Source organism: Rhodococcus sp. T2V (assembly GCF_029269925.1).
Classification (GTDB): Bacteria; Actinomycetota; Actinomycetes; order Mycobacteriales; family Mycobacteriaceae; genus Rhodococcus_F; species Rhodococcus_F koreensis.
Map to the genome: position 1 here is coordinate 49413 of NZ_JARJBD010000048.1, position 23375 is coordinate 72787.

General features: G+C 63.1%; 17 protein-coding genes and 1 pseudogene. 12 read left to right on the forward strand and 6 right to left on the reverse strand.

Annotation, left to right across the window (positions count from 1 at the left end; translation table 11 throughout):
• Positions 1–36: 36 nt before the first annotated feature.
• The 4 genes from P3H15_RS32030 (at position 37) to P3H15_RS32045 (ending at position 6779) form a co-directional block, all read left to right on the forward strand.
• Complete coding sequence (locus P3H15_RS32030) at positions 37–1941, forward strand: acetolactate synthase large subunit (protein ID WP_276140895.1); 1905 nt, start codon at positions 37–39, stop codon at positions 1939–1941.
• 1045 nt (positions 1942–2986) lie between these two features.
• Positions 2987–4366 carry an MFS transporter gene (locus P3H15_RS32035; RefSeq protein WP_276140896.1) on the forward strand — a complete coding sequence of 460 codons (1380 nt, stop codon included), beginning with the start codon at positions 2987–2989 and terminating at the stop codon, positions 4364–4366.
• A gap of 1874 nt (positions 4367–6240) precedes the next feature.
• Complete coding sequence (locus P3H15_RS32040) at positions 6241–6411, forward strand: hypothetical protein (protein ID WP_276140897.1); 171 nt, start codon at positions 6241–6243, stop codon at positions 6409–6411.
• Positions 6408–6779, forward strand: a complete 372-nt coding sequence (locus P3H15_RS32045) for a hypothetical protein (protein ID WP_276140898.1) — start codon at positions 6408–6410, stop codon at positions 6777–6779. Before P3H15_RS32040 ends, P3H15_RS32045 begins: the two co-directional genes overlap by 4 nt.
• A gap of 246 nt (positions 6780–7025) precedes the next feature.
• Here the strand turns inward: P3H15_RS32045 and P3H15_RS32050 are convergent, their stop codons facing one another.
• Positions 7026–8234, reverse strand: coding sequence for a dipeptidase (locus tag P3H15_RS32050; protein ID WP_276140899.1), 1209 nt, complete (start codon positions 8232–8234; stop codon positions 7026–7028).
• A gap of 418 nt (positions 8235–8652) precedes the next feature.
• Between P3H15_RS32050 and P3H15_RS32055 the strand changes: the two genes are divergently transcribed.
• Both P3H15_RS32055 and P3H15_RS32060 read left to right on the forward strand, forming a co-directional pair.
• Positions 8653–9372, forward strand: coding sequence for an IclR family transcriptional regulator (locus P3H15_RS32055; RefSeq protein ID WP_276140900.1), 720 nt, complete (start codon positions 8653–8655; stop codon positions 9370–9372).
• Between the two features lie 469 nt (positions 9373–9841).
• Entirely contained in the window at positions 9842–10975 is a 1134-nt protein-coding gene (locus P3H15_RS32060; protein WP_276140901.1) for an NADH:flavin oxidoreductase/NADH oxidase, read from the forward strand.
• An 894-nt stretch (positions 10976–11869) separates the two neighbouring features.
• Here P3H15_RS32060 and P3H15_RS32065 read toward each other — a convergent pair.
• Complete coding sequence (locus tag P3H15_RS32065; protein WP_276140902.1) at positions 11870–12409, reverse strand: transposase; 540 nt, start codon at positions 12407–12409, stop codon at positions 11870–11872.
• A gap of 1082 nt (positions 12410–13491) precedes the next feature.
• On the opposite strand from P3H15_RS32065, the gene P3H15_RS32070 reads away from it, so the two are divergent.
• A complete protein-coding gene (locus tag P3H15_RS32070) occupies positions 13492–15102 on the forward strand; it encodes an AbgT family transporter (RefSeq protein ID WP_276140903.1) in 1611 nt (536 codons plus the stop codon).
• 1015 nt (positions 15103–16117) lie between these two features.
• Here the strand turns inward: P3H15_RS32070 and P3H15_RS32075 are convergent.
• A complete protein-coding gene (locus tag P3H15_RS32075) occupies positions 16118–16864 on the reverse strand; it encodes an IclR family transcriptional regulator (protein ID WP_276140904.1) in 747 nt (248 codons plus the stop codon).
• Positions 16865–17561: 697 nt separating this feature from the next.
• On the opposite strand from P3H15_RS32075, the gene P3H15_RS32080 reads away from it, so the two are divergent.
• The 4 genes from P3H15_RS32080 to P3H15_RS55825 all read left to right on the forward strand — a co-directional run bounded on the left by P3H15_RS32080 (position 17562) and on the right by P3H15_RS55825 (position 22471).
• Entirely contained in the window at positions 17562–18980 is a 1419-nt protein-coding gene (locus P3H15_RS32080) for an amidase (protein ID WP_276140905.1), read from the forward strand.
• Between the two features lie 933 nt (positions 18981–19913).
• Positions 19914–20378, forward strand: coding sequence for a helix-turn-helix domain-containing protein (locus P3H15_RS32085; RefSeq protein WP_276140906.1), 465 nt, complete (start codon positions 19914–19916; stop codon positions 20376–20378).
• Between the two features lie 627 nt (positions 20379–21005).
• The gene (locus tag P3H15_RS32090; RefSeq protein WP_276140907.1) at positions 21006–21773 is read left to right on the forward strand and encodes an IS5 family transposase; all 768 of its coding nucleotides are present in this window, start codon (positions 21006–21008) and stop codon (positions 21771–21773) included.
• Positions 21692–22471, forward strand: a complete 780-nt coding sequence (locus P3H15_RS55825) for a transposase (RefSeq protein ID WP_369426210.1) — start codon at positions 21692–21694, stop codon at positions 22469–22471. The genes P3H15_RS32090 and P3H15_RS55825 overlap by 82 nt, the downstream gene beginning before the upstream one ends.
• Here the strand turns inward: P3H15_RS55825 and P3H15_RS32095 are convergent.
• Both P3H15_RS32095 and P3H15_RS32100 read right to left on the reverse strand, forming a co-directional pair.
• On the reverse strand, positions 22362–22610 hold the full coding sequence (locus tag P3H15_RS32095; RefSeq protein WP_276140908.1) for a double-stranded RNA binding motif domain-containing protein: 249 nt from the start codon (positions 22608–22610) through the stop codon (positions 22362–22364). The genes P3H15_RS55825 and P3H15_RS32095 overlap by 110 nt on opposite strands.
• Before the next feature lie 99 nt (positions 22611–22709).
• The gene (locus P3H15_RS32100) at positions 22710–22892 is read right to left on the reverse strand and encodes a hypothetical protein (protein ID WP_276140909.1); all 183 of its coding nucleotides are present in this window, start codon (positions 22890–22892) and stop codon (positions 22710–22712) included.
• 118 nt (positions 22893–23010) lie between these two features.
• Between P3H15_RS32100 and P3H15_RS32105 the strand changes: the two genes are divergently transcribed.
• Positions 23011–23175: a hypothetical protein gene (locus P3H15_RS32105; RefSeq protein WP_276140910.1), complete on the forward strand. Its 165-nt coding sequence runs from the start codon at positions 23011–23013 to the stop codon at positions 23173–23175.
• Between the two features lie 84 nt (positions 23176–23259).
• Here the strand turns inward: P3H15_RS32105 and P3H15_RS32110 are convergent.
• Positions 23260–23375, reverse strand: a pseudogene (locus P3H15_RS32110) (citrate (Si)-synthase); the annotation flags it as partial.

Below are 23375 nucleotides of genomic sequence, written 5' to 3' on the forward strand. Positions count from 1 at the left end.
TTGTCTCTCCTTGCGCACCATCCTCCGATCCCGAGGATGTCCGGCAGGTCGCGAAGGCGTCGCATCCGAGTCGTCGTCGACCGTGCCGATCCGACACCCGATTTCGATCCGAGGATTCCCGTGAGTGCACCGACCCAACTCGACCGCCCAGCTCGCCGTACCTGCGCTGACATCCGTCACCTTCCGCAGCGGGTGACCGGGGCGCAGGCCGTCGTGCGCGCGTTGGAGGAGCTGGGCGTCGAGTGCGTGTTCGGCATCCCCGGTGGTGCGATCCTGCCCGTCTACGACCCGCTGCTCGAATCGACCCGGGTGCGGCACGTGCTGGTCCGTCACGAGCAGGGTGCCGGGCACGCCGCCACCGGCTATGCCCAGGCGACCGGCAAGGTCGGGGTCTGCGTGGCCACCTCCGGCCCCGGAGCGACCAACCTCGTGACCCCGCTCGCGGACGCGCAGATGGACTCCGTCCCGGTCGTGGCGATCACCGGCCAGGTCGGCCGCGGGCTGATCGGCACCGATGCCTTCCAGGAAGCCGACATCTGCGGTATCACGATGCCGATCACCAAACACAACTTCCTGGTCACCGACCCCGCGGACATTCCTCGCATCATCGCCGAGGCCTTCCACATCGCCTCCAGCGGCCGGCCCGGCGCGGTGCTCGTCGACATCCCGAAGGACGTCCTGCAGGCGATCACCACGTTCTCGTGGCCGCCGGAGCGGCAGCTGCCCGGGTACCGTCCGGTGACGAAGCCGCACAGCAAGCAGGTCCGCGCGGGCGCCGCACTGATCAACTCCGCCGCCGCCCCGGTGCTCTACGTCGGCGGCGGCGTGATCAAGGCCGACGCCGCGGCTGAGCTGCGTGAACTCGCCGAACTGACCGGCATCCCGGTCGTCACCACCCTGATGGCGCTCGGCGCGTTCCCCGACAGCCACCCGCTGCACTACGGCATGCCGGGCATGCACGGGACCGTCGCCGCCGTGGCCGCGTTGCAGCGCAGCGACCTGCTGATCACCCTCGGCGCGCGATTCGACGACCGCGTCACCGGGCATGCGGCCTCGTTCGCCCCGCATGCGCAGGTGATCCACGCCGACATCGACCCGGCCGAGATCGGCAAGAACCGCGAGGTGGACGTCCCCATCGTCGGCGACTGCCGGGAAACGCTCCGGGCCCTGATCGCCGCGCTCCGCCTCGAACGTGCCGCCGGCGGCGCCCCGGACCTGCAGGGCTGGCGCGCATCGCTGGACGAGGTGCGAGAAACCTACCCGGTGAGCTACGACCGCCCGGCCGACGGCATGCTGTCGCCGCAACTGGTGATCGAGGCGGTCGGAAAGGCGGCCGGCCCCGACGCGATCTACGTCTCCGGTGTCGGCCAGCACCAGATGTGGGCGGCGCACTTCGTCGGCTTCGAGAAGCCGCGGACCTGGCTGAACTCCGGCGGCCTCGGCACGATGGGATACGCCGTGCCCGCCGCGCTCGGCGCGAAACTCGCTGCGCCCGAGAAGGAGGTGTGGGCCATCGACGGTGACGGTTGCTTCCAGATGACCAATCAGGAACTGGCGACGGCCGCGATCGAGGGTGTGCCGATCAAGGTGGCCCTGATCAACAACGGCAACCTCGGCATGGTCAAGCAACTCCAGGCCGTCCACTACGACGGACGCTACTGCAGCATCGACCTCGCCACCCACTCGCGCCGGATCCCCGACTTCGTCAAACTGGCCGACGCGCTCGGCTGCGTCGCCCTGCGCTGTGAGCGTGAGGAAGACGTGGAATCGGTCATCGAGCAGGCGCGGGCGATCACCGACCGGCCGGTGGTCATCGACTTCGTCGTCAGCGACGACGCCCTCGTCTGGCCGATGATCGCCGCAGGGACGAGCAACGACCACATCATGGCTGCGAAGGGCATTCGACCGCTGTTCGACGAAGACGACCTAGACAAGGTGTAGCCCCCGAGTGCCCAGTGCGGCGGAACGAGAACGTACCGCGCGGGTACTGTCCGCCCGCACGCAATGGTGACACGCCGCTGTCTGCGGGCATAGAGGGACTGGAATCAGTGGGATCGGCGCGGGCGAAGCGACTGAGCATCGAGGCCCATCCGTGCCACTGCGCCAGGTGCAAGGTTCTGCCCAAACACGCCAGCGGTTGCGCGGCGCTTCTCAAGGTTCTCGCGACCATCTCCGGATCGGCCATGCGGTGCTCGAGATCAGTCGCCTGCTGGTTGCATCATTGCGATGGCCACCGACCCCACACCAGGATCGGCGGACTGTCACCCATCGCCGCGTCGGCGTTCACAACGTCCCCAGGAATTACATCTAGCGCAGGTTGTTGGCGTGGGGCGCGTCACCCAAGGGTCGGCCCTGTTACCGCTGTGGGCATGCCTTCTCGTCAGCGCGGGCCATTTCGGGTGCAAAGGAAAGCGGTTCATTCGGAACTAAGGTCCCGACGAGTTGCTGAAATCATCATGCGAGGTCGCGTCGCCGGATCCGAAGGTCTCGATCCCCGTTGCTCCTCGGGCTCTGCAAGTCGGATATGTAAATTTTCTGTGCCAAATCCACAAGCTCGCCAGCCCGGCGTTGACACGCTGCCACTACGTGATTAACGTCATGACCTAAGTGGAACGCCGTACCTTATCGTGGCATGGGGCTGATATCTGCAGGAGATGAAGGCTAACTGACCCCGAGGTCCGGCGGTCGCCCCAGCGCGATCATCCGGTGTGAGGTCGGCAGTTCTGGCTCTCCCGATCTATTTCAACTTGCGGAAGGGGCTGCAACCGTGTGGTTTTCGAGGGAGTCGCCGGACAATACGCAGGCGACTATCCGAACGACGCCATTCGTCTACCCGAGACTTACCTGCTCGGCTCCCGCGGGCGGCTCAAGCTGGTCGATCCAAGACGCGTACCCCGCCTGTTGCTTCTGAATTCACGCGCACCACGGCACAACAATCTGACATTCTTCCGACCCCGACGAACATACTTGGAGTGGTGATACCACAATGATGAACCGCAACAATCCTGATGTACACCAGAGGATTCCACACGATGATGATGTGCGCGTAGCTATGGCCGACCGCAGTGAATCGTCCCCCGAAGGATCTGCCACCGCAATCGGGGTAGACCGGCGACGAAAGATCATCGCCGGCAGTGTGGGAAATATGGTCGAGTTCCTCGACTGGTGCATCTTCGCCACCTTCTCGTCCATATTCGCACATCAGTTTTTCCCGGCTGGTAACGATGCGGCGGCGCTGTTGTCCACCCTGGCCATCTTTGCGGTCGGATTTACAATCCGGCCGGTCGGTGCAGCTGTACTCGGTTCCTACGCCGACAAACACGGCCGAAAGAAGAGTCTTGTACTCACGGTAGCCCTCATGTCCGGTGCGACGCTGGTCATCGGGTTGGCCCCTTCCTACAGCAAAATCGGCTTCCTGGCGCCTGTCATCCTGGTTGTCGCACGACTCGTGCAGGGATTCGCCGCTGGTGGTGAATTTGGTATAGCCTCAGCATTTCTCGTCGAATCTGCGTCGCCGAGACGCCGCGCATTCGCCGGCTCGTTTCAGCAGGTCTCAGTCGGTGCCGGCTTGCTCATCGCTTCGGCGCTGGGTGCGGTTCTCACCTCTGCCCTCTCCAAAGATGCCCTCGACAGTTGGGGATGGAGGCTCGGCTTCGTCGTTGCCTCCGGGTTTGGCGTCGTGGCGCTCTGGGTGCGCAGATCGGTGGATGAGAACGATTCATTCCACCGTGGCGAGGAACGGCGTGGGAATTCCGGTGAGCGCCGTAGCGCGTTCGTGCAGATGGTGCGTGACCATCCGGGATCCATCCTGCGTGTCTTCAGCATCAATATCGCGGGTATGGTTCTGTACAACATCTTCGTGACCTACCTGCCTACGTACGCGCATGTCACCACGGGTATGTCATTGAGTAGCGCGCTGACCGCCAACACCATCGGCATGCTCTTGTTCATCGTGTTGCTGCCTTTTGCCGGCCTGGCTTCGGATCGGTTCGGTCGCCGAGCCACCATGGCTCTTTTCGCAGGTGGCTTCGTGGTCTTCTCCTGGCCAGCGCTGAAACTTCTCGACGGAGGATTCTGGTCGTACCTCGTGATCCAAATCGTGGCACTCATACTAATGCTCGGGTACTCGGCCAACCTGGCGGCGATTATGGCAGAGCAGTTCCCTCCCGAAGTGCGTGCGACCGGGATTGGGATGCCGTACTCGATTTGCGTTGCCTTGTTCGGCGGAACCGCACCGTATCTCATGACGTGGATGTATGAGAAGGGGATCAGCGACTGGCTATGGGTGTATTGCACTGCTGCGGCAGTGTTCGGACTTGTGGTCTACCTGACCATGCCTGAGACGAGAGGTAAGCCTCTCGACTGAGGCGTCGTCGAAGCGCTCCGACAGCTGCGAAGGCTCGAACCCGAGGGCAGCAGTGGATGCAGATCGCCACGTTCGCCATGGTGAACGTGGCCATCTGTGCGCCGCCATTCCCGACATCGAACCCGTGTTGAGGAAGATCGATGCGCCGGCGGGGAGCTACCCCGCCGGCGCCTCGTTGCTTTCTCGGCGAGTCCGTGTGGTGAGCGTGTTGATATAGCGACGCGCGGTCAGACTGATAGACGCGGGTTGACCACCGCAGGAGAATGTTTCGGCTGGATCGCATTCGCGCGTGTAGAATCGAGCGTCGCCCCGGAGGTGTACTCGTAGTAGCGGTGCCGCGAGTCATCCACGCGCTTCCACCACCGACTCGACGAGCAGGCAGGTGAGGTGGACGATCAGCGGTGAATGACCGCCAGCGACCCAGCACCAGCCCGCCAGGACCGGTGATATACGACAGCGGCCGGATCGGGTAGATCCGCGATCCAGGACTGGACGTGCTCATAGGACGTCAACCGCGTCTGAAATACTTCACCGGTGACACCGTCGATCGCTGCGGCAGCTCCCGATCGTGCGTGCACACCGAGGCCGACACTCGTACGCTCTGTAATCACCGGGGCATCCCACCACTGTCGGAAAGACCGGGCATGGATTCCCGCTCGGTAACCCACGAACACGGGTGAGAGGCGCCCTCCCGCAACCCCAACTCAAGGCCGGCGGTCACCCAGTGCGTCTATCCGCACGTGTGGTGCATCGCGGTCGGCGGAGTCGATGTAGCCCATCTCGTGAAGACTCGTCAAACAGGTATGCAGGAGGTGATGTTCTCGCCCTGGGCGAGCATCGCCCAACTGACCATGTGGGAAGGGGGACCCATCGTGTGTCACGAGTCACTGCCACGACGGTGACCGCGGGCGGCACGCCGGTAGTGCCGGCGACTTGTTGATGGTGTGAGCCGAGGTGGCGGTGTCTGCCGTGTCGAAGAGAGAGTGTGGACTGCTCTGTCGTCGGCACTGCCGACGGCGTAGTGGACCGGGATCGGTACCGGTGCAAGCATCAATGGCGCACCGACTTACTGAATTCTCCAGAGTTGCGGTAGTGCACGAAGAGACTGAAAGATCGGCGCTAGGAGCGGCTCCTGCAGGAAAATGCGGGCATATCGACGCTGTGTCCAAACGCTGCCCTGGTGTCGGATGCGATCATGACAGCCTTGGAGATACGTTGGACCCTCTCCATTATGGTCCGCGCCGAGAGTGCCACTGCGGACCATGCAGTCGACGACGGACAATCGGCGATGACAGTTACCTCGGATCCTGATTCTTTCCCAATGGTGCACTTGGATCGCATCGTGCAACTAGCGCAGGAACCCGGTCGCTGTCTGTGCGATGACCGTGGCGTCGGCTGCATGGAGCGCGCTCTACGGCCGTGAGACATGGCTACCGTGCCCGTGGTAGGCGGTTCGCCATTGGCGTGCGGCGCGACGCTCACGCTCGACGATGTCTTTCAGGAGGGGCGTACCACGTCGGCTGCATGGGTCCCCTCGGATTCGCCGTGATCGACAATGCGATGTTTGCTCGCCGAGAGGTTTACCTACGCGTCCGGACCGTCAGGCCGAAAGTTCGTCGGCGCCGGGTGGCGAGCGCGGCTTACGGCCGGGCGGCGATGACGTTGTGCACGCAAGCGGGCCAATGCCCGAAGCGCGTCGAAGTGCAGATTCCGAACGCGTAATCTCTCGACCCGGCCGACACTGCTACGAATGCGGTCGGCAGTCCGGCGACCTCGGTATCGACGGTGAACCCGGTCTCTGAGAAGCCGATTCACCGGCTGGATCGGCTGGATGTGGCGATTACCGAGATGGCCACCGACGGTGGCTAACCCTGGTGGTGATTCGGCTCGGCAGCCTGCGCGAGGTATCGACGCTAACCGGGTTCGGATTGGCCGTGGAGATCGACGGCTGGCGGCGCGTGATCGGACGCGAGATCGGCGCCTATCTCGGGCTGGTGCCCACCGAACGCTCCGTCGGCGCGGCCGCTCGCTGGGATCGATCATGAAGTTCGGCAACCCCACACATCTTCTCGAGCCAGGCTGGCACTACAAACTCCGGTATCGTCTCGGAGCGGATTTGCAGCGCCACCCGCTGGATCGGACTGACGCCCGCCGTAAATGCCCAGCGCCGACGAGTACCGCGATCGCCGGCGAACTCGCCAGCTGGTGTTGGTCGCTGGCCGTACCGATACCCGAGATCCCGTTCCTCGTTATGCATCCGGTTGCGAGTGCGGTCGTCAACTCGGCGGGTGGCAAGATCGGTTCTTCGCTACGAGGAGTCTACCTTGCCTCGCTGTCGCCAAGCGACCAGGTGAAAAGGGCCAGCTACCTTGCAGACGAATCGCGCGGTGGCGACGGCAGCGCCTGGGAGTGACTGCGCGAGCGGCCTACTGAGCAATCCTCACTGCAGGTTGCGATCACGCTCGACATTAGACGAGCGACCCACGCCAGCCGAATGGCGCTCCTGCGGTGGCCAACCCGCGCGTATCAGAGTAACCACGCGTCGAAACCGGCGCCCTCGCCACCGCCCTGGACGCGCCTCGCCTTGCCCCCTCGACCGTTCTGGTTCAATGTCAGATTGCACTCGAACTTCCGGCGTAAACAGCGCTCAGGACGTCTGTCACCGCCATACCTCTCGTAGCACGCGCAACACGTTGCCGCCCAACACGGCGCGGATGTCGCTGTCGCTGTATCCGTGGCGGACCAGCCATCCCGCGATATTGCGAAAATTCTCGCTGGGATTTTCCAGGCCGTCAACGTACTCGACGGGATTGTAGTCGACTCCGTTGGTGTCAAACATCTTTGCCACGCCGAGGCCACCGCCCGCCGCATGATGGAACCCGATGTGATCGCCATAGAATCCGTCGGGCCCGAAGGTGACGTGCTCGATACCCATCAGGTCTACGGCGTATTCGAAGTGGTCCATGACCGATTCGATGGTGTGGGTGCGGTGGTCATAGGAGACAGTGGTATGCGGTGCTGCCTCGAGGCCCAGGACGCCGCCGCGTTCGGCACAGGCCTTGAGGACATCGTCGGGCTTCATACGTGGGATCGGCCAGACCGACCGTGCACCGGCATGGGTGATGGCGATGGGCTTGGTTGAGGCCTCGATGGCGTCGAGCGAGGTCTGATCGCTGGCATGCGAGACGTCCACGAGGATGCCAAGTGCATTCATGCGCTCAACTGCGCGGCGCCCGAAGGTTGTGAGCCCAGCGTCTCGGTCCTCCTTCTGCCCACTGCCGAGGGAGTTGGAATCGGAGTAGACCAGTCCCATCTGCCGAATACCGAATCCGTAGAGAATATCGATTCGGTCCAGCTCGTTTTCGATGAATCCGGCGGATTCGGTGCCCAATACGAACGCGAGGTTGCCATCGCGCTTGGCATCGAGGATGTCGCCGACGGTGTGCGCGACCGTCACACCATCGCGGTGAGCGAGGTCGGCAAGGCGCATCCCGAGCGTGGTGACGATGTCGTCCCACTTCCACCCTGCGGAGGTGCTGGTACCGATGATGCCGAACAGGTTGTCGAAGATTGCGTTCAGGCCCGAGTCCGCAAGCGCGGTATAGGCCGTGTACTCGTGCCGGCCGTGGAGATAGGGAAACAGTTCCGACGGGTTGGATGGCAGCATCTGTGGGTGATCATGCAGGCTGATGATCACGTTGTCGGCGAAAATTCGTTCAACCCGGGCGCGCTCCTCCTCGCTGAGTCCGGCATCGAAGGTGCTGCGCCGATGGTTGGGGTCCGCCAAATCGATGGCGGGAAAGTCAACTCCACGGTTCAGGTAGCGAAAAGATTCATAGTCGGACGGTTGGGCGGCGGGGCTGGTCAACGGAGGCCACCTTCTCTCTGTGTCTTGGCGCTGCTGCGTCGTGTCGCGCATTGGTGAGGTCTGTTCCGGTCTGTACTGATGTCGGCGCTCGGTCGCCAGTCCGAGCTTCCAAGAATGTGGTCCCACCAGGACTCTGCGACGTCGCACCGAACGAGGCGGGTCGGCGACCACTACACCTCCCGCCACCGCTAAACCATCGAAAGGCTCTGCTCTAAATGGCACGGTGTATCGCATAGTAGAACGATCTGGAATCCTTTGCAAACAACAATCGCATGTGCCGTCATAAGGCACGTTGCACCGCATGGTGGTATAGTACAAGGTGTTCCCCGACCCGTCGGAAGACTAGGACGTTGAGGTGGCCTCAGGCAGCAACGCGAGCAGCATTCGGTCGATGAATAGCGTGCTTAGTACCCTTCGAGTGCTTGAAGAAGTGGCCGTCCGCCAGCCGGTCGGGGTGTCCGAGCTGGCCCGAATCACCCAGATCCCCAAGAGTTCGGTGCAGCGTAGTCTGGTTACGCTGAAGCAAGCAGGCTGGCTGCGGATCACCGATCCTCAGCGTGCATGGTGGGGTGTCACCATGAAGGCCCTGGCGATCGGGCTGCGCGGCGCCGGCGAACAAGATCTCCGCAGCCTAGCCGGACCGACCATCCAGCGTCTCGCCGCGGAAACGGGCGAAACGGTTCTTTTAGGCCTTCGTGACGGCGACGACCTCCTGGTAATCGCGCGGGAGGACAGTTCGCATGTGGTGCGCGTATTCATAGAGATCGGGGAGCGAGTGCCGCTACGCGCCACCTCGGCGGGCGTCGCGATCATGGCGCGGCTTGAACCCGCGGAGGTAGAGGACATCCTCGCGAGAGAGATGACCGAACTCGTCAACGGTCAGGTGGCAAGCCCTGAGCAACTCCGGCCCGAGATTGCGCAAGCGGTCGCGAAAGGCTACGCAGCGAACATCTCGACGTGGTACCGACCGCATGTCACCTCGATCGGCACGGCGATCATGAATGCGGAAGGCAAGCCGATCGCGGGCCTTACCCTCTCTATTCCACAGGTGCGGTTCGAGTCTCTCGTCGAGGGCAATTTGGCGCAGTTGACGATCGACGCGGCCGAGGAGATTGGCCAAGCAATCGCGTCCGCCTAATGACGATGCCCAGACACGTTGGTCAGTCTCAGACCGGTGGTCGGCCACCCATGGCGGAGTGGAGAAGCGGAGGCATCCAGCAGGGCGATGTTGCGCTGCTCGGTTAACTGGTAGACGGCTGCCTCGGGCGTCGGTTCGCTGGGAGGCGTTTTTCGTTCCGTTGATCGTCCTTCGGTCGGTACGACTGGATTTGCGTTGCAGTGACGCCGAGTTCGTTCGCACGAGGCCATGCGAAGGAGCAGTGCCGCCGGCCGCTGCAGGAGAGGATGCGTTAAACGATGACGCGGTGGTCGGCTGATCAGGTCACAGCATGCAGGCTCATCTCAGAACTTTCCCCGGATTTCACATTTGTTTCATCCACCCACCGGGGTCATGCCGCAATGCGGAACTATGTATCTACTGGTAGCATTGACTCGGTAGCCCCCGCGAGAGAATTTTTGCGGCCAGGCCCATGTTAGGAGTGTTTTAGATGACATCAGAACTTTTCAGCCCGCTGCAGATTCGCGGAGTTCAGCTCAAGAACCGCATCGTGGCGTCGCCGATGTGGCAATACTCCGGCGACAATGGCGCGCCGACGGCGACACACACCGTTACGCTCGGGGGCTTTGCCGAGGGCGGCGCCGGCCTTGTCTTCCAGGAAGGAACCAGTGTCGATCGCAAGGCCCGGGGCACGATCAGCGACCTGGGTATCTGGAACGACGCCATGGTCCCGCACTTCGCCCGACTCGTCGATGTCATCACGTCCGGCGGTGCCGTGCCCGGGATTCAGTTGCTGCACTGCGGACGCAAGGCACGGCGTAACCCGCCTTGGGCGGCGCACGAACCCAATCCGCCGGCGAGCGAGGACTGGCAACTGTTGGCGCCCAGCCCGTTCGCCTCGGGCTTACCAGGCAGTGAGGTGCCCCGAGAGATGACGTCTAGGGATATTTCTGACGCCATCGACGGCTGGATCAACACAGCCAGGCGAGCTGACGAAGCCGGGTACGAAGTACTCGAGATTCATGCGGCCCACGGGTATCTCATCCATACGTTCCTCTCGCCGCTCACCAATCACCGCACCGACCGGTACGGCGGCTCGCCGGAAAACCGATCGAGGTTGCTCGTGGAGATCGTCGACGGCATTCGCACGGTGTGGCCGGACCGCAAACCGCTGTTCGTCCGCGTATCCAGCGTCGATGCAGAGTGGAGCATCGAGCAGACCATCGAGCTCGTCCGCCTACTGCAGATGCATGGCGTCGACGTAATCGACTGCAGCTCCGGAGGTCTCACCGGAAAGCCAGACTTCGGCGGAGCGCCCAGCGGCTACGGGTATCAGGTGCCGTACTCGGAGCGAATTCGCACCGAGACCTCGGTGAAGACCATGGCCGTGGGTTACATCGTCCATGCCGAACAAGCCAACGACATCATCGCCAACGGACAGGCGGATCTGGTAGCCCTTGGCCGCGAGCTGCTACACAACCCCAAATGGCCCATTGATGCCGCACGCAAGCTCGGCGTAGAAGATCCATACGCGTTCGCCCCGAATCGGATATCCCACTGGTTACGCAAGCGCGACAACAGCTTTGAAGGATTCTTGCCGTCGACCGATCGCCCTGTGGTGTGACGTGCGTCCGCTCATCACCTGAGCGGTTTGGGATGCCATTCCGGTGATTCTGGCATCGGTGCGCATTTGATGAACGCCAGCGGCGACAGGTGCCGAATATTGCTGTGTATTCGAAAACTTGTCAGAACTAACCGGCACTCGGTACTGACGAGGATGGGTAGTACCTCGTCCTGCAACCCTGGACGGCTATGGTGGTTTTCTATGCTCGATACCCGCCATCTGAGGATGCACCACTCGTGCGCATCGCAACGTAGACGGCTCATGCCAGCTTCCACGCGGGGCATCCCACGCCAGCATTGACAGCACAACCCGATCACCATCGCCCACTGGCACGAGACCCGCGTGGGATCTCTACCTCAGGCTCGTCACCGCGGCCCTCGTGTGTGCGTTTGCCATGGACTCATACGACGGACTGATCGTCGGGTGGGAAATTGAAACCAAGCACACCCGAAGAGCGGAATCGACGATTCGCCAACCGCCACCTACCGACTGGCATCGCGGAGCCAAGCCGCGGGCGCCGGGGGCATTGTGACAGGAGGCCAACCCGGACACGCCGATGCGGATGGATTCGTCGCAACACGCGCCTGGTCAGTAGGGGTCGGCAGTCGTGGGCACGGCCTCGCTAGGCGTGCCGGCGAGGGTCGGGGTGGCGGAGGGAGAACGCAGCCATGGTGTTGATGTCCAGGTAGCCAGTGGATCTGGCGTGAATCTCGTGATCCTGTGGGCGGAGCGGAACCGGCACGTAAGTTGCGGGCGTCGGTGAACCGGGCACGGTCATCTCCGATCTCGCCGAGCATCCGGGCCTCCGACAGTGCGCCCAACCCGGGAGGGCTGGTCAGGATCGGCACGTCGGGATGCCGCTCGAGAACAAGCTGGGTTTCGGTCGCGAAAGGGTCAGCCTCCCGGCCGGCCGCATCGAGCTGCATGGTGCCTACTACGTGCCTGTTCGCCAATGAATGCCGGTTCCGCACCAGGTAAGCGGCGCAGCTGCTCCGTTGAGAAGAGGTGGTGGAGAGGATCGACCCACTCGTCGATACCGCGCTGCCGTCCCGCCGTGACGAGAAGATCCCGTAGCTGGCCTTCCGCGAGCGTGCGAGCTCGCGCCGGTGTCGGGGTCGCGGCCAAGATGATGAGGGCCTCGACGCTGGCCAGCCCGTACTTGACCTCCCGAAATGCTTCCAGTGCCGCCGGGAAGTACTCGCGCAACACCGAACGCAGCTGGTTGGCGATCTGTTGCCGATTCCACGCGGTGTCCTGGCCGGCGCGGGTGAGTACAGAGATCGCCTGCGCGAGATCGGTGTCCGCGGGCCGCCTCCGAGCGCGACATCGTGCGGTGCGCGCAATGTTGGCGAGCATGACCGCATCGGCATGATCGAACTTCGCCCACGCGACCGAATGCCGCTCCCGATACCGGGACGCGGCAAGTAAGGCCATCGCATAGAACGCCGGTCCTGGGGCGCGCAGGTGGTCTTCGTCTCAGTCGATCCCACAAATTATCTTCACCATTCGTCTCTCACCTTCGTCCGATTGCCGGGAGAATCCCGCAGGGGCACGCGGCGTACTAATGGGAGGGCTCTGCTGAGCCGACACCCGATCGGCCGTTCATGACCCCAGCTAGCGGCAGGATCTCGGTCTTCGCCCGAGCGGTCATAGGCCGCGTGTCGATGATCAGAGGTAGCTTCCTGCCGCTGGCTCACGCGGCAATCGTCAACCGGCGAACGGTGGTGGCGCGCCGGGACGGGCGCACCGACTCCCGCGCGACGCTTCCCGACGCGATTCCACCACCGCCTCGTACGCGACCACCACGCCGATCGGACCCGAGGGTTCGACTTTGGATTTCACGTAGGTGTCAGACGGCCGGCCTACACCGCCATTAGTTTTCACGTTCTGTCGACGGCACGCGGGCACGGGAAGTGAACCCGTGCAACCAATCGGCCTGCACGAAGTTTTTCTTGACACAACCTGTGAGCCCTGACACTCTAACCGTACCTAGGCACACCGTGCCGAATCGCGACACATCGGCTGGGGGTATCAGCCGACGAAAGAGGTCCAAGCTTATGACCGTCCGATGCCCAAACCTTCCGACGGCAGGTCGGTCCCCTCTGGGAGCGCCGAGTCGAGTTTCCTGCCATCGAGTTGCCCGATCCCAGTCATCGTCAGAGCGGCTCTGCTTCTGGCTCGGAGGAGGATCCGGCCAAGATGTGCGCTGAGCGTGAGGGGAATTCGCGGTCGTATCGTCCCCCACATCACAATCTCCTTCGATCACAGGAAGCACGCGATCGAGTCGGTGACAACAATTACGCAGGCGTCGATCGGATGAGCATCAAGCACGTCACACTGCCTTATCGCACACAGCGATCACTTCGGGTGCCGATCCTGAGGCGCCCGGCGGCGACCGAAATCATGACCGACAAACCCCAAAGACCACCCGCGACCGTTTCATCCTGGCTGGTTGGGCCGACTCGGTGCGCAGCAACGACAGTCCGTCCCCTCATCATTTCCGGAAGGTGGGCAAGATGACGACGACCCAAATCGGCAACTCCGATACCCATACCAAATTGAACGGCCTATACCGCCTAATCGTCGCGATTGAGCGCTGCGGAAACAAACTGCCACATCCGTTCTGGCTCTTCTGGATCCTGGCCGGGGCGCTAGGTGTCGCCAGCCTCGTCCTCTCTCTATTCGGTGTTTCCGTAATGTTGCCGGATTCCGACGAAGTCGTTGTCGTCCAGAACCTGCTATCGTTCAACGGAATCGCGTTTGCCGCAGATTCTGCATTGGACAACTTCGCTAAGTTCCCACCACTTGCGGTGATTGTCGTGGTCTTCCTCGGAGTCAGCATCGCCGAGAAAAGCGGTTTCCTCACAGCACTTCTCCGGGTCACAGTCGTTCGACTCCCCGCCCGATGGGTGACATTTGCGATCGTATTCAGCGCGATGCTCGCACATGTCATGAGCGACTCGGCGTTCCTCGTGATGCTTCCGCTGGGAGCTTTGGCCTTCCGCGCGGCGGGTCGAAGCCCAGTGCTCGGCGTCATGGTGGCTTACACGGCAACGGCCGTGGCAACCGCCGCGAGTCCTATGGTCACGCCAAACGACGCGCTCCGGACCTCTCTGACATCCGCGGCTGCGCAGCTCGTCGACCCCAACTACGTGGTGACCCCGGTTGCGCTCTACTATTTCTCCGCGGCGTCGTCCATCTTTCTTGCAGTGGTAATCACCCTGATCATTGAGCTTGTTTTGGCGAGACGTCCTGACTTTGCAGCCGTCTCGACGGAACACGACGATCCAACCTCCGCCACACCCGACGGGCGCTCTGCCATCACCGCGACCGATCGTCAGGGCGAAGATGAGAACCTGAGTGTTCGTCTGGCGCCCGCTGAGCGACGGGGGCTGCGATTGGCTGGAGTCACTTTCGTGCTGTACATCGTGTTGGTGTCGGCCATGCTACTGGCACCGGATTCACAACTGATCGGCGAGGGCGGAAGTATCGTCGAATCGGTGGTTGTGGAGAACATCGCTGTCTTCATCAGCCTGCTGTTCGCGATTCTGGGCTTCGTATACGGCCGAACAGTGAAAAGCATCCCGTCACTGTCCGACATTCCAGACGTCATGTCGGAAGGTATCAGCAGGATCGCACCCGTCATCGTGCTGTTCTTTGCCGTCTCACAGTTCTTGGCCTACTTCAACTGGACAGGAATTGGAAAGGTCCTGATCGTTGGAGGAGCGAATCTCATCGACTCAATGAATGCGCCCCCCTTGGTAATTCTGCTAACCATCATCCCCGCCATTTGCGTGCTCAATATGGTTATCAGTAGTGGTTCTGCGATGTGGTCGATCCTCGCTCCCGTCCTGGTGCCCATGATGATGTACGTCGGCATGTCGCCGGAAGCAGCAATGGTCGCATTTCAGATCGGCGACTCGGTCACTAATCCCGTCACCCCAATGCTCCCGTATTTCGTACTCGCCCTGGGATACATACAGCGGTACTGGAAGAACGCCGGCATTGGCACCTTGATGTCCTTCACAGTGCCCATCTCATTTGTCGTCCTGATAGCGTGGTCGGCATTCTTCATTGTTTGGTACACCCTCGGCATTCCCCTGGGACCGGGAGTGGACATCCACTGACCTGGAAAGATCGGTCGCCGTGTACCTCGACCGCACCAATGTTTGACGCCGCACCCCCGTCTTGAATGAGTCAGGGCGGAACCCACCTGGATTTCTCCGCACTCACCTGATGTGGTGTCAGCGGCAGGGTCCGCCGGAGCGGAATTCTGACTGGGCGACGTGGTCCCGCGTGTCCACGACTGCGCGGTGGAAACGACGTCAATATTACTGACCGCGATCCCAGTTCACTGTTTAAGGGGCGAACTCGAGAAGTCGTCACATCACTGGAGATTCATGGCGCCACATCTTCCGCGAAAAACTCTGCTGTTGTGCGCTTGTCGAGGTTCCTCCGCGGACGGTTGTTCAGACGCTCCCCACCTTCGCGCAGCACTTCCGGCCCGTGGACGGGTAGTTTCGGCTAGAAATGTCATGCGTCTCCGGGAACTGGGCAGATCAGATTCCAACAACCCAGCTGAGATATTCTGTCATGCAGCTTGTTTGGGCAGTCCATGGCTTGTGTGCGATTCTTGAGGTATCGCCTTTTCAGGCGCACTGTATCGATGTTGGACGTGGACCTGCGCAAGGCTGTGCTCACGAGCTGGAACTTTGGACATGGACCTCTGTTGCGCGAGACTCGACCGGGCCGAGTTGCGGCGCACTGGTTTATGCCAGGAGAATCTGAGTGGCTACCATGACGGACGCCGGGCTTGAGTGCGAGACCTGTGACGGCGAAATGAAGCGGCCGAAGAAGTTTCCCTCTAGCCTTTACGGAAGTTGTCAGCGGGCCCCCCACGGATCACGTTCGGCGTAGCAACCGTCGATGTCGTGGACACCGGGCCGGCCCAATCGGCCAGTCAGTGGAGAAGATTCAGGTTGACGGTTGACGTGTACTATCCGGTCGATGTCCTGAGGAGCGGCGTCAGACCGCTCGCAGAGGACCATGGAGAGCGACAAATCCCCCCCCGGGGTCTCAGCTTGGCGGCGTCGGCTGAGTGCCTGAATGTCTGGGCGGCAACGTATTGGTTCTAGTGCGCTTTCAGGCCGACGCGACTAGCTTGCTGATCTCGTCCGCGGCCACGACGGTCAACTGTGCCAAGTCTTTCTGTTGAACGCTGCGGTAGCGCATCTGCGGGATGGACAGCGTGAGTGCTGCAATGGGTCGTCCAGCCGAGTCTGTGATGGCCGCGCCGATTGACGTGACGTGCGGCCGGTACCACGCAGACATATTTATTGCATAGCCCCGATCTGCGGTTCGCGCGATCTCCTCTCGCAGCTCGTCGGCGCTCGGTGCGGGGGAGTCCGCGAATTCCTTAATCTCGTGCTTTAGCAGTTCGTCGATCTCGGTGGGCTCTAGGCGGGCCATTATTGCGACGCCCGCCGAGGTGACTTGAAGGGGCAGGCGCGTGCCGGTTTCGAGGAAGACGCGGACTACCTGCGTGCTGTCCTCTCTCGCAACGATGACGTAGTCTTCGCCGTCGCGGAGGCCAAGAAAAACGGTCTCGTCGGTCTCGGCAGCTAGGCGTTTGATAACCGGGGCTGCCAGATCTCGGAGGTCTTGCTCGCCGGCCCCGCGTAGCCCGATGGCGAGAGCTTTCATCGTCACACCCCACCGCGCATGTTCGCTGTCCACGATCCTCAGCCAGCCAGCCTGCTGGAGAGTGATCAGGCATCGCTGAACCGAGCTTTTGGGAATTTGCGTTGCGCGCGCCAGATCTGAGACGCCGATCGGTTGTCGCACGGCAACCTCTTCGAGAACGCGAAGTGTGCTGAGCACGCTGTTCATCGACCGAATGCTGCTCGGCTTACCTTCTTCGGTCACGTCGCCGTCACCCTCTCGCTTGCGCTTCGGGCCAACAGCGTACCACTCACCGCACAGCCATCTCGCATCTCGGCACGGGTAGTGCCGGACTGCTGTGTGGTGATGCAGGCTTGCCGATCCTCACATTGGGGACGGGAGCGCCGCGGGCTTGGAGGTGTCGTTGTATCGGCGCAGTCGCGGCCTCCGCCCGTGGATCCTGTCGGACTGAGTGAACCCAGCGTTCACACTCGACGGCCCGATGATGATCGGCAATCCGGAAGTCCCCTTCGTCGAGGAGGCGAGCGCGCCGACAGGATCGTCGCGATGTGCGCACCAAAATCACGAGTAGGTGAGAGGTTCGGTCTTGACTGATTGCGCTAATCTGCTAATGTTCCGTCATATAGCACGTCAGCCCGCAATATGGCACGCATCACCCGGCGTACTGGCTGACGATGCTGATCGACGCGGTGCGTCGCCGGGGTGGCGTACGAGCTGGGCGTGGCTAGCAGTCCGGTTCGCGCGGCGGCGTTGAGGCTCAATCGGAGGCGAACCCATGAGTTTGATCATCCGATCCGTCTGAGCCGTAAGACGCGAGTCTGGTACGTCACCTTGTTTCACCGTCCTTGGTCGCCAGGCGAAGCGACGGTTTGCTCATCTAAACGTCAACGTCAGGGGCGAATCTGTGAAAGACACGATGGCTGAATCCACAATTGCATACGACCCGGCCAGCTTCGAAGCGCTGCGGTTCCACACTGTAACAAAGGCGTTCCGCGCAGGAGAAGACTCACCGCGGGACTATCTGGAGCGGTGTCTTGCCACCATTGCCGATCGGGAACCGGTCGTTCAGGCGTGGGTCGTACTGAACGAGTCCGGTGCCCGGGCTCAGGCCGATGCCAGCGCGGAGCGGTGGCGTCGCGGGGAACCGCTGTCTCTGATCGACGGCATGCCGATCGGCATCAAGGACCTATTGGAGACTCGGGATATGCCGACGCAGATGGGTTCTGCGGCCTATGCTGGCAATTTTCCGAGACGGGACAACGCGGCGGTGTGGGCGTTGCGCCAAGCAGGAGCGGTGGTGCTCGGCAAGACTGTGACTACAGAGTTCGGGGGCCCAGAACCTAGCAAGACCACAAATCCGTTCAACCCTCGCCACACTCCCGGCGGCTCGTCGTCCGGCTCTGGTGCCGCCGTAGGAGCAAGAATGGTCCCTGCGACGATCGCGACGCAAACCGGAAGCTCACTGATGCGACCGGCCAGCTTCTCGGGAAGCTGGGGTCTCAAGCCCACCCAGGGAGCGATCAACCGCGGAGAGCGACAGACCGCCAGCATGACGGCACACGGCGTTCTGGCTGGATGCCCGGAGGACATGTGGCTGGTGGCAATCGAGATTGCATCCCGGGCCGGCGGTGATCCCGGCCGCCCAGCCATGTCCGGGCCTGCAACAACGCCGCCGTCCCGGAAGCCGATGACCCTTGCTGTGATGGAGGCCGAAGGCTGGCAGCGACTCGACGAATCCAGCCGCCGAGCATTCGAACGGGTCATCGAGCAGATCCAAGCGAACGGTGTGACCGTCCTTCGCAGGACGGACGACTGGGCGGTGGAACGTTTCGAGCAAGCCCTCGACGGCGCGACGAACTTTACGAACGCGATGACCGCCTGGGAACACTACTGGGCGCTGCGAGATTCCATTGCATCGAATCCGGATGGTTTCAGCCTGCGTACAAAGCGCTTCTTCATCGAGGTGGGACAGCAGCTGGGAGCGACCGGTTACGAGGAGTCGCTGCAACGCCGTGCGGCCGTGCGCGCGACGTATGCCAACCTGGGCACCCGGGTGGACGCGGTCATAGCACCTTCCTCCGTCGGCCCTGCCCCGGAGTGGCTGGGAGACGTTCCCGGAGAGGAGTTGACTCGCTGGCCCACTGGCGACCCTGCCTTCGGCATGCCGAGCTCGTTGCTGGGAGCCCCCGCGGTGAATGTGCCGATGTTGTCAGTCCACGGTCTGCCGCTCGGAGTCCAGGTAATGGGTCAGCCGGGCACCGACGCCAGGATGGTAGCCATCGCCCGCTGGCTTGGCGAGGCCCTCTTGCCAGTCAGCACCTAGGTAGCTAAAGATGGCGCAGCAGGATTATAGAGTCAAGTTTGTGGTGTTCGGGTCGCGTTCGACGGCTTGGTGTTTGTTTCAGGCTGCGAGTTGCGTTGTGCCGGTGAAGGTATCAACCGCGGTGCGGTACGCGGTCGCAACCGCTCGGAGGCGGCTGGGAGTGGTTGTCGGGGTGGCGAGTTCGGCCAGGCCGGTGCGCAGGACCCGGTCGTGGACACAGGTGAGGAACTTCGCGGTGTCGAGTCCGTGGTCGGTGACGCGGTACCGGTGGGTGCCCTCGATCCGGACGATGCGGTTGGGGGTTTTCAGCCGGTGCAGGTCGTAGGGGGCTTACCCCTGAGATGTGGATACACAGTTCCTAGCCCGGGAGACGAGCGAGATCACCGAGCAATACCCTCCGAGGCGCCGGTAACCGCACTTCGGCGTCGTGACGGCGGGCGAACCTCACTGCGGCAGAGTAGGACGCGGTGGGGGCCGCCTATACCGCCGCCGCCGTCGTCGGTATCGGACCGCGCCGAGACCGCCAACCGGGTGGCCGGGCTTGCCGTCGTAAGGTGGTCAGCGCCGCTCGCTCCCAGACTCGGGCGGCCTCGACCCCGCCGGCCGGTACACAGTGCGACTCGCGATTGGCCGGCGGGGAAGGGGGCAGCGCCGGCACGTCACTTCGCAGGTATCCACCGGCACCGCACAGCCGGCTCGGCGCACACGCTTGCGCGTCATCTCGTCTGCCGGGTCGGCTGCGGTTACAGGGTGCCACGGACCCGTGATCTGCCCGGGAGCTCGGTCGGGCCCTTTCGGTGGGGCCGTTCAGTGTGATCGGCCACTCGCCCGGCGTGGGGTGGATCGGTCGGGGCTGCGGTGGACGGTGTCGGGCGGGTGTGGGTACTCTGAAGTGGGATGATTCATTTTGAATCACGCGAGGAGGTGCTTGTCGTGGACACCATCGACCACAAGGCTGTCGCCGCACTCGATGCTGCGGCCGCCCGCCGCCGGGTCGCCGACCTCGACGTCCTGCGGGCGGTGGCCGAGGCGAACGCCGCCCACATCACCCAACGGGTCATCCATGAGCACATCGGAATCTCGCAACCGACGATTCACCGCATGCTGCGCACCGTGCTGGAGAACCCGGCCCTGCTCGATCGGACCCCGACCGAGGTCATCGACCGCCGCACCGCCGGCCAGATCAGCGATACCGGGATGATGCAGGTGCTGTTGGACTGGGCCTTCACCTTCGGCCGGGTCCCGGTCAGCGGCGGTATTTCGGCGGATGCGTACGAGCCCGGTAGTTGGGACGAGGTCGAACGCGCCTACTACCGCGGACTGCTGACCGACGATGAGATCGGCCGGCTGATGGAACGCAACAAGGACGCCCTGCAGCAGGCGGCACGGTCTGCGTGAAAGCCCCGGATCCGCTGCGCGGCAGGGTCGCCGCGCAGCTCACCGCCATGTCCGTACCCGGTGAACCGCTGCCCACCAAATCCGACACCAGCACGATGGTCCGCTTTCGCGGTATCCCCGGCCCGGCTGCGGTTCCGCCGCACCGTCGTCGACCGGTATCTGGCGCGGGACACCTCACTGCGGGAGGGTACTGGCAAGGCTGGCTAACAGAACCGTCGGAATTCGTCGGAATCTCGGTCGAATTCCGAGAGGCCGGACTTTCTGCGAGAAATGAATTGAAACCTGCCCCTGTTCGTGCTGACGCTTTCACATGCTCGACGGTGACTCGACACGATTCGGTTCGGCCCCCGTTGCACCTGCTGACTGGTCAGACTCGCCGCGGGTCCGTCGTATGAGTTGTGCGGCATACCTGCCGTTGCTGGCCCCGGCGTTTGTGCTCCATTTGCTCGCTGTGCTGGCCTGGATGCCCAGGAGCTGACTCAGCACCGGATGTGGCAGCTGTGCTGCAAGATCGATCAGTGTCGCTTGGCGGCTGGACCGGACGTGGATGCCGATGCGGTTCATGCGAATGGACATTCGGGACGCGGTGAGTGGTCGTCCGGGGTGTGCGCCGGGGAAGAGCCAGGGTTGGTCCTCGACGCGGGCGATCTGTATGTAGTTGGTGCGTTTGGCGACAAGCTGGATGGCCATCGCGTCCACGGGAGCCGGCAACTCGAGGGGCTTGTTGCCGAGTTGGAGGCTCATGGTTCCGTCTGTTTGGGTGAGGTGGTCGACCGTGAGAGTGACGATCTTGGACGCTGGCTGGCTGAAGAGCAGGATCAGGAGCCGCGCGAAGAGCGGTCTGCGAGTGTGATGGCTTCGTTGTGGAGCAGTTCCCTCTGTTCGATTCGGGCGCAGCGGACCGGCTGGCGGCAGCATGATGGAGTTGTGGTTGCTCGCAGGAAACGTCGCAAGCCGACGCCGTATCCGTCCGATCTGAGCGATGCCCAATGGGAGTTGATCGCACCGATGGTGCCCGCGGCGCTGCCGGGTGGTCGCCCGGCGATTCACGATCGACGGCGGATCGTGGAGGGGATCCTCTACGTCAATCGCACTGGTTGCTCGTGGTGGCAGCTCCCGCATGACTTCCCGCCCTGGCAGACCGTTTTCGGGTATTTCCGGCGGTGGAACGAGTCTGGGGTGACCGACCGCATCCACGACGCGCTGCGGGCGAAGCTCCGTGACCGTAGCGGCCGGGATCCGATGGCGTCGGCGGGGATGGTCGACGCGCAGGCGGTCAAGGGCGCCGACACGGTAGGCGCGGACACCCGCGGATGGGACGGCGGAAACGGGTCAACGGCAGGAAGCGACACGTGGTCACGGACTTGCTGGGCCTGTTGGTGGTCGTGCTGGTGACCGCGGCGAGCGTGCAAGATCGAGATGGCGGGCGCCTGGCGTTGTCCCGGGCGAAGACAGTGATGCCGTGGATGGTGTTGGTGTGGGCAGATGGCGGCTACGCCGGACGCCTCGTCGCCTGGGTCGCCGAGCATTGCCGGATGACGCTCGATATCGTGCGGAAACCCAAGGGGAGGATCGGATTCAGTGTGTTGCCACACCGTTGGCTGATCGAACGGACCCTGGCGTGGATCGTGCGTTGCCGTCGACTCGACCACGACTACGAACGCCTCCCCGCGCACTCGGAGGCGATTATCAAATCGGCAATGATCGGACTGATGACCCGACGACTCGCCCCGCCCGCCGACGACGTCCTTGGCAGTCGACCCGCGCGGCGTGACACTTTCAAAACACTTTCTGAGCTTGCGCCGGATCCCAGCGGTGTCGGCCACCTTGAACACGGCCCGGCACAGGGCCATCGGATGCCCGTCGGTGGTGACCAGCCGCGGTGGCGCGAGGCGGGCGCTGAGGAACTCGACGAGCTTGGCGGGCCCCGGCGCCCGACCGGTGTTGCCGCGGTAAGTACAAGACCGCACGGGGCCATCACTGTCATGCGAAAAGTGCCTCGAAGAGCGCGGCGGCCGATGCGGTCTTCGCCGCGGTTTTCGAGGTCGCCTCCGCGGTGGCGGTGTGGCCGGCGAGGTGCACGGTGGCGGTGAAGCGAGGTGCGTGCGCGGGACCGTCGGTGCGGAACTCCCATTCGGGCGGGGCCTGACGGCTGTTCTGGGCCAGGCTCATCAGCCGCGCGATCGGGTTGGACAGCGCCTTGGATTTCTTCGCCCCGTCCAGGTTGAACACGGTCGGACCGGTCGAATCGAGCGGCGGTTGGGAGATCGACGGACCGGGCTCCGCGAACGCGGGCGGTGTAGCAGGCTGCGGGTTCTGCAGTGCAGCAGTTCATTCGGGTTCCAGGTCGGTGTGGTCGGAGTCGGTGAGGTAGGCCCGCAGTGCCCCCCAGAGGGCGGCCTTTTCGGCCGGCTTCTTCGCAACCGCGATGGTCCAGAGTCCGCGGATGCCGAGGTGGATGACGCGGGCGGCGAACAGTGGACCCCCTTCGAGCCGGATCCGCTGACCGGGCATTCCATCGCTGTCTTGGTCCGGGCTCACTTGGCAGGTCAGGCGCCGGTACACAAGCGGCCCCCGGCCAGGAGGCCCACGACGAAGTCAGGCGAGGACGCACCGGCCCAGGCCGTGGCTGATGTCGCGCTGGACCAGGGCTACTGCGACTGCGGAATCGACGCCCGCCGTAACGCCCACACACCACCTCGAAGACGTCACCGACGTCCTCGACGGTATCGAGGACGAAGCCGACAAACTCCTCGCCGATCTCCTCGCCACCCTCGACAGCACCGAAAGCGACTGACAGAAAACTGATATCCGACGGCGACGGCTACGTCCTTTCCAAGGAGTCGTCGTCCATATTGCACTCCTCGACGACGTCGAGAGGTCAGCTGGTGTGGGGGATTTGGTCCCAGCCCTCGACGGACTCGGGGTTGCGGGGCGCGGGTCCGGTGTAGATGGCGGCGGGGCGGACGAGTTTGCCGAGGCGTTTCTGTTCGAGGA

Coding starts and splice junctions, on each gene's coding strand:
- P3H15_RS32030 (WP_276140895.1), top strand. CDS start 37: ATGTCCGGCAGGTCGCGAAGGCGTCGCATCCGAGTCGTCGTCGACCGT.
- P3H15_RS32035 (WP_276140896.1), top strand. CDS start 2,987: ATGATGAACCGCAACAATCCTGATGTACACCAGAGGATTCCACACGAT.
- P3H15_RS32045 (WP_276140898.1), top strand. CDS start 6,408: ATGAAGTTCGGCAACCCCACACATCTTCTCGAGCCAGGCTGGCACTAC.
- P3H15_RS32060 (WP_276140901.1), top strand. CDS start 9,842: ATGACATCAGAACTTTTCAGCCCGCTGCAGATTCGCGGAGTTCAGCTC.
- P3H15_RS32065 (WP_276140902.1), bottom strand. CDS start 12,409: ATGGCCTTACTTGCCGCGTCCCGGTATCGGGAGCGGCATTCGGTCGCG.
- P3H15_RS32070 (WP_276140903.1), top strand. CDS start 13,492: ATGACGACGACCCAAATCGGCAACTCCGATACCCATACCAAATTGAAC.
- P3H15_RS32075 (WP_276140904.1), bottom strand. CDS start 16,864: ATGAACAGCGTGCTCAGCACACTTCGCGTTCTCGAAGAGGTTGCCGTG.
- P3H15_RS55825 (WP_369426210.1), top strand. CDS start 21,692: ATGGGACGGCGGAAACGGGTCAACGGCAGGAAGCGACACGTGGTCACG.
- P3H15_RS32100 (WP_276140909.1), bottom strand. CDS start 22,892: ATGCCCGGTCAGCGGATCCGGCTCGAAGGGGGTCCACTGTTCGCCGCC.
- P3H15_RS32105 (WP_276140910.1), top strand. CDS start 23,011: ATGTCGCGCTGGACCAGGGCTACTGCGACTGCGGAATCGACGCCCGCC.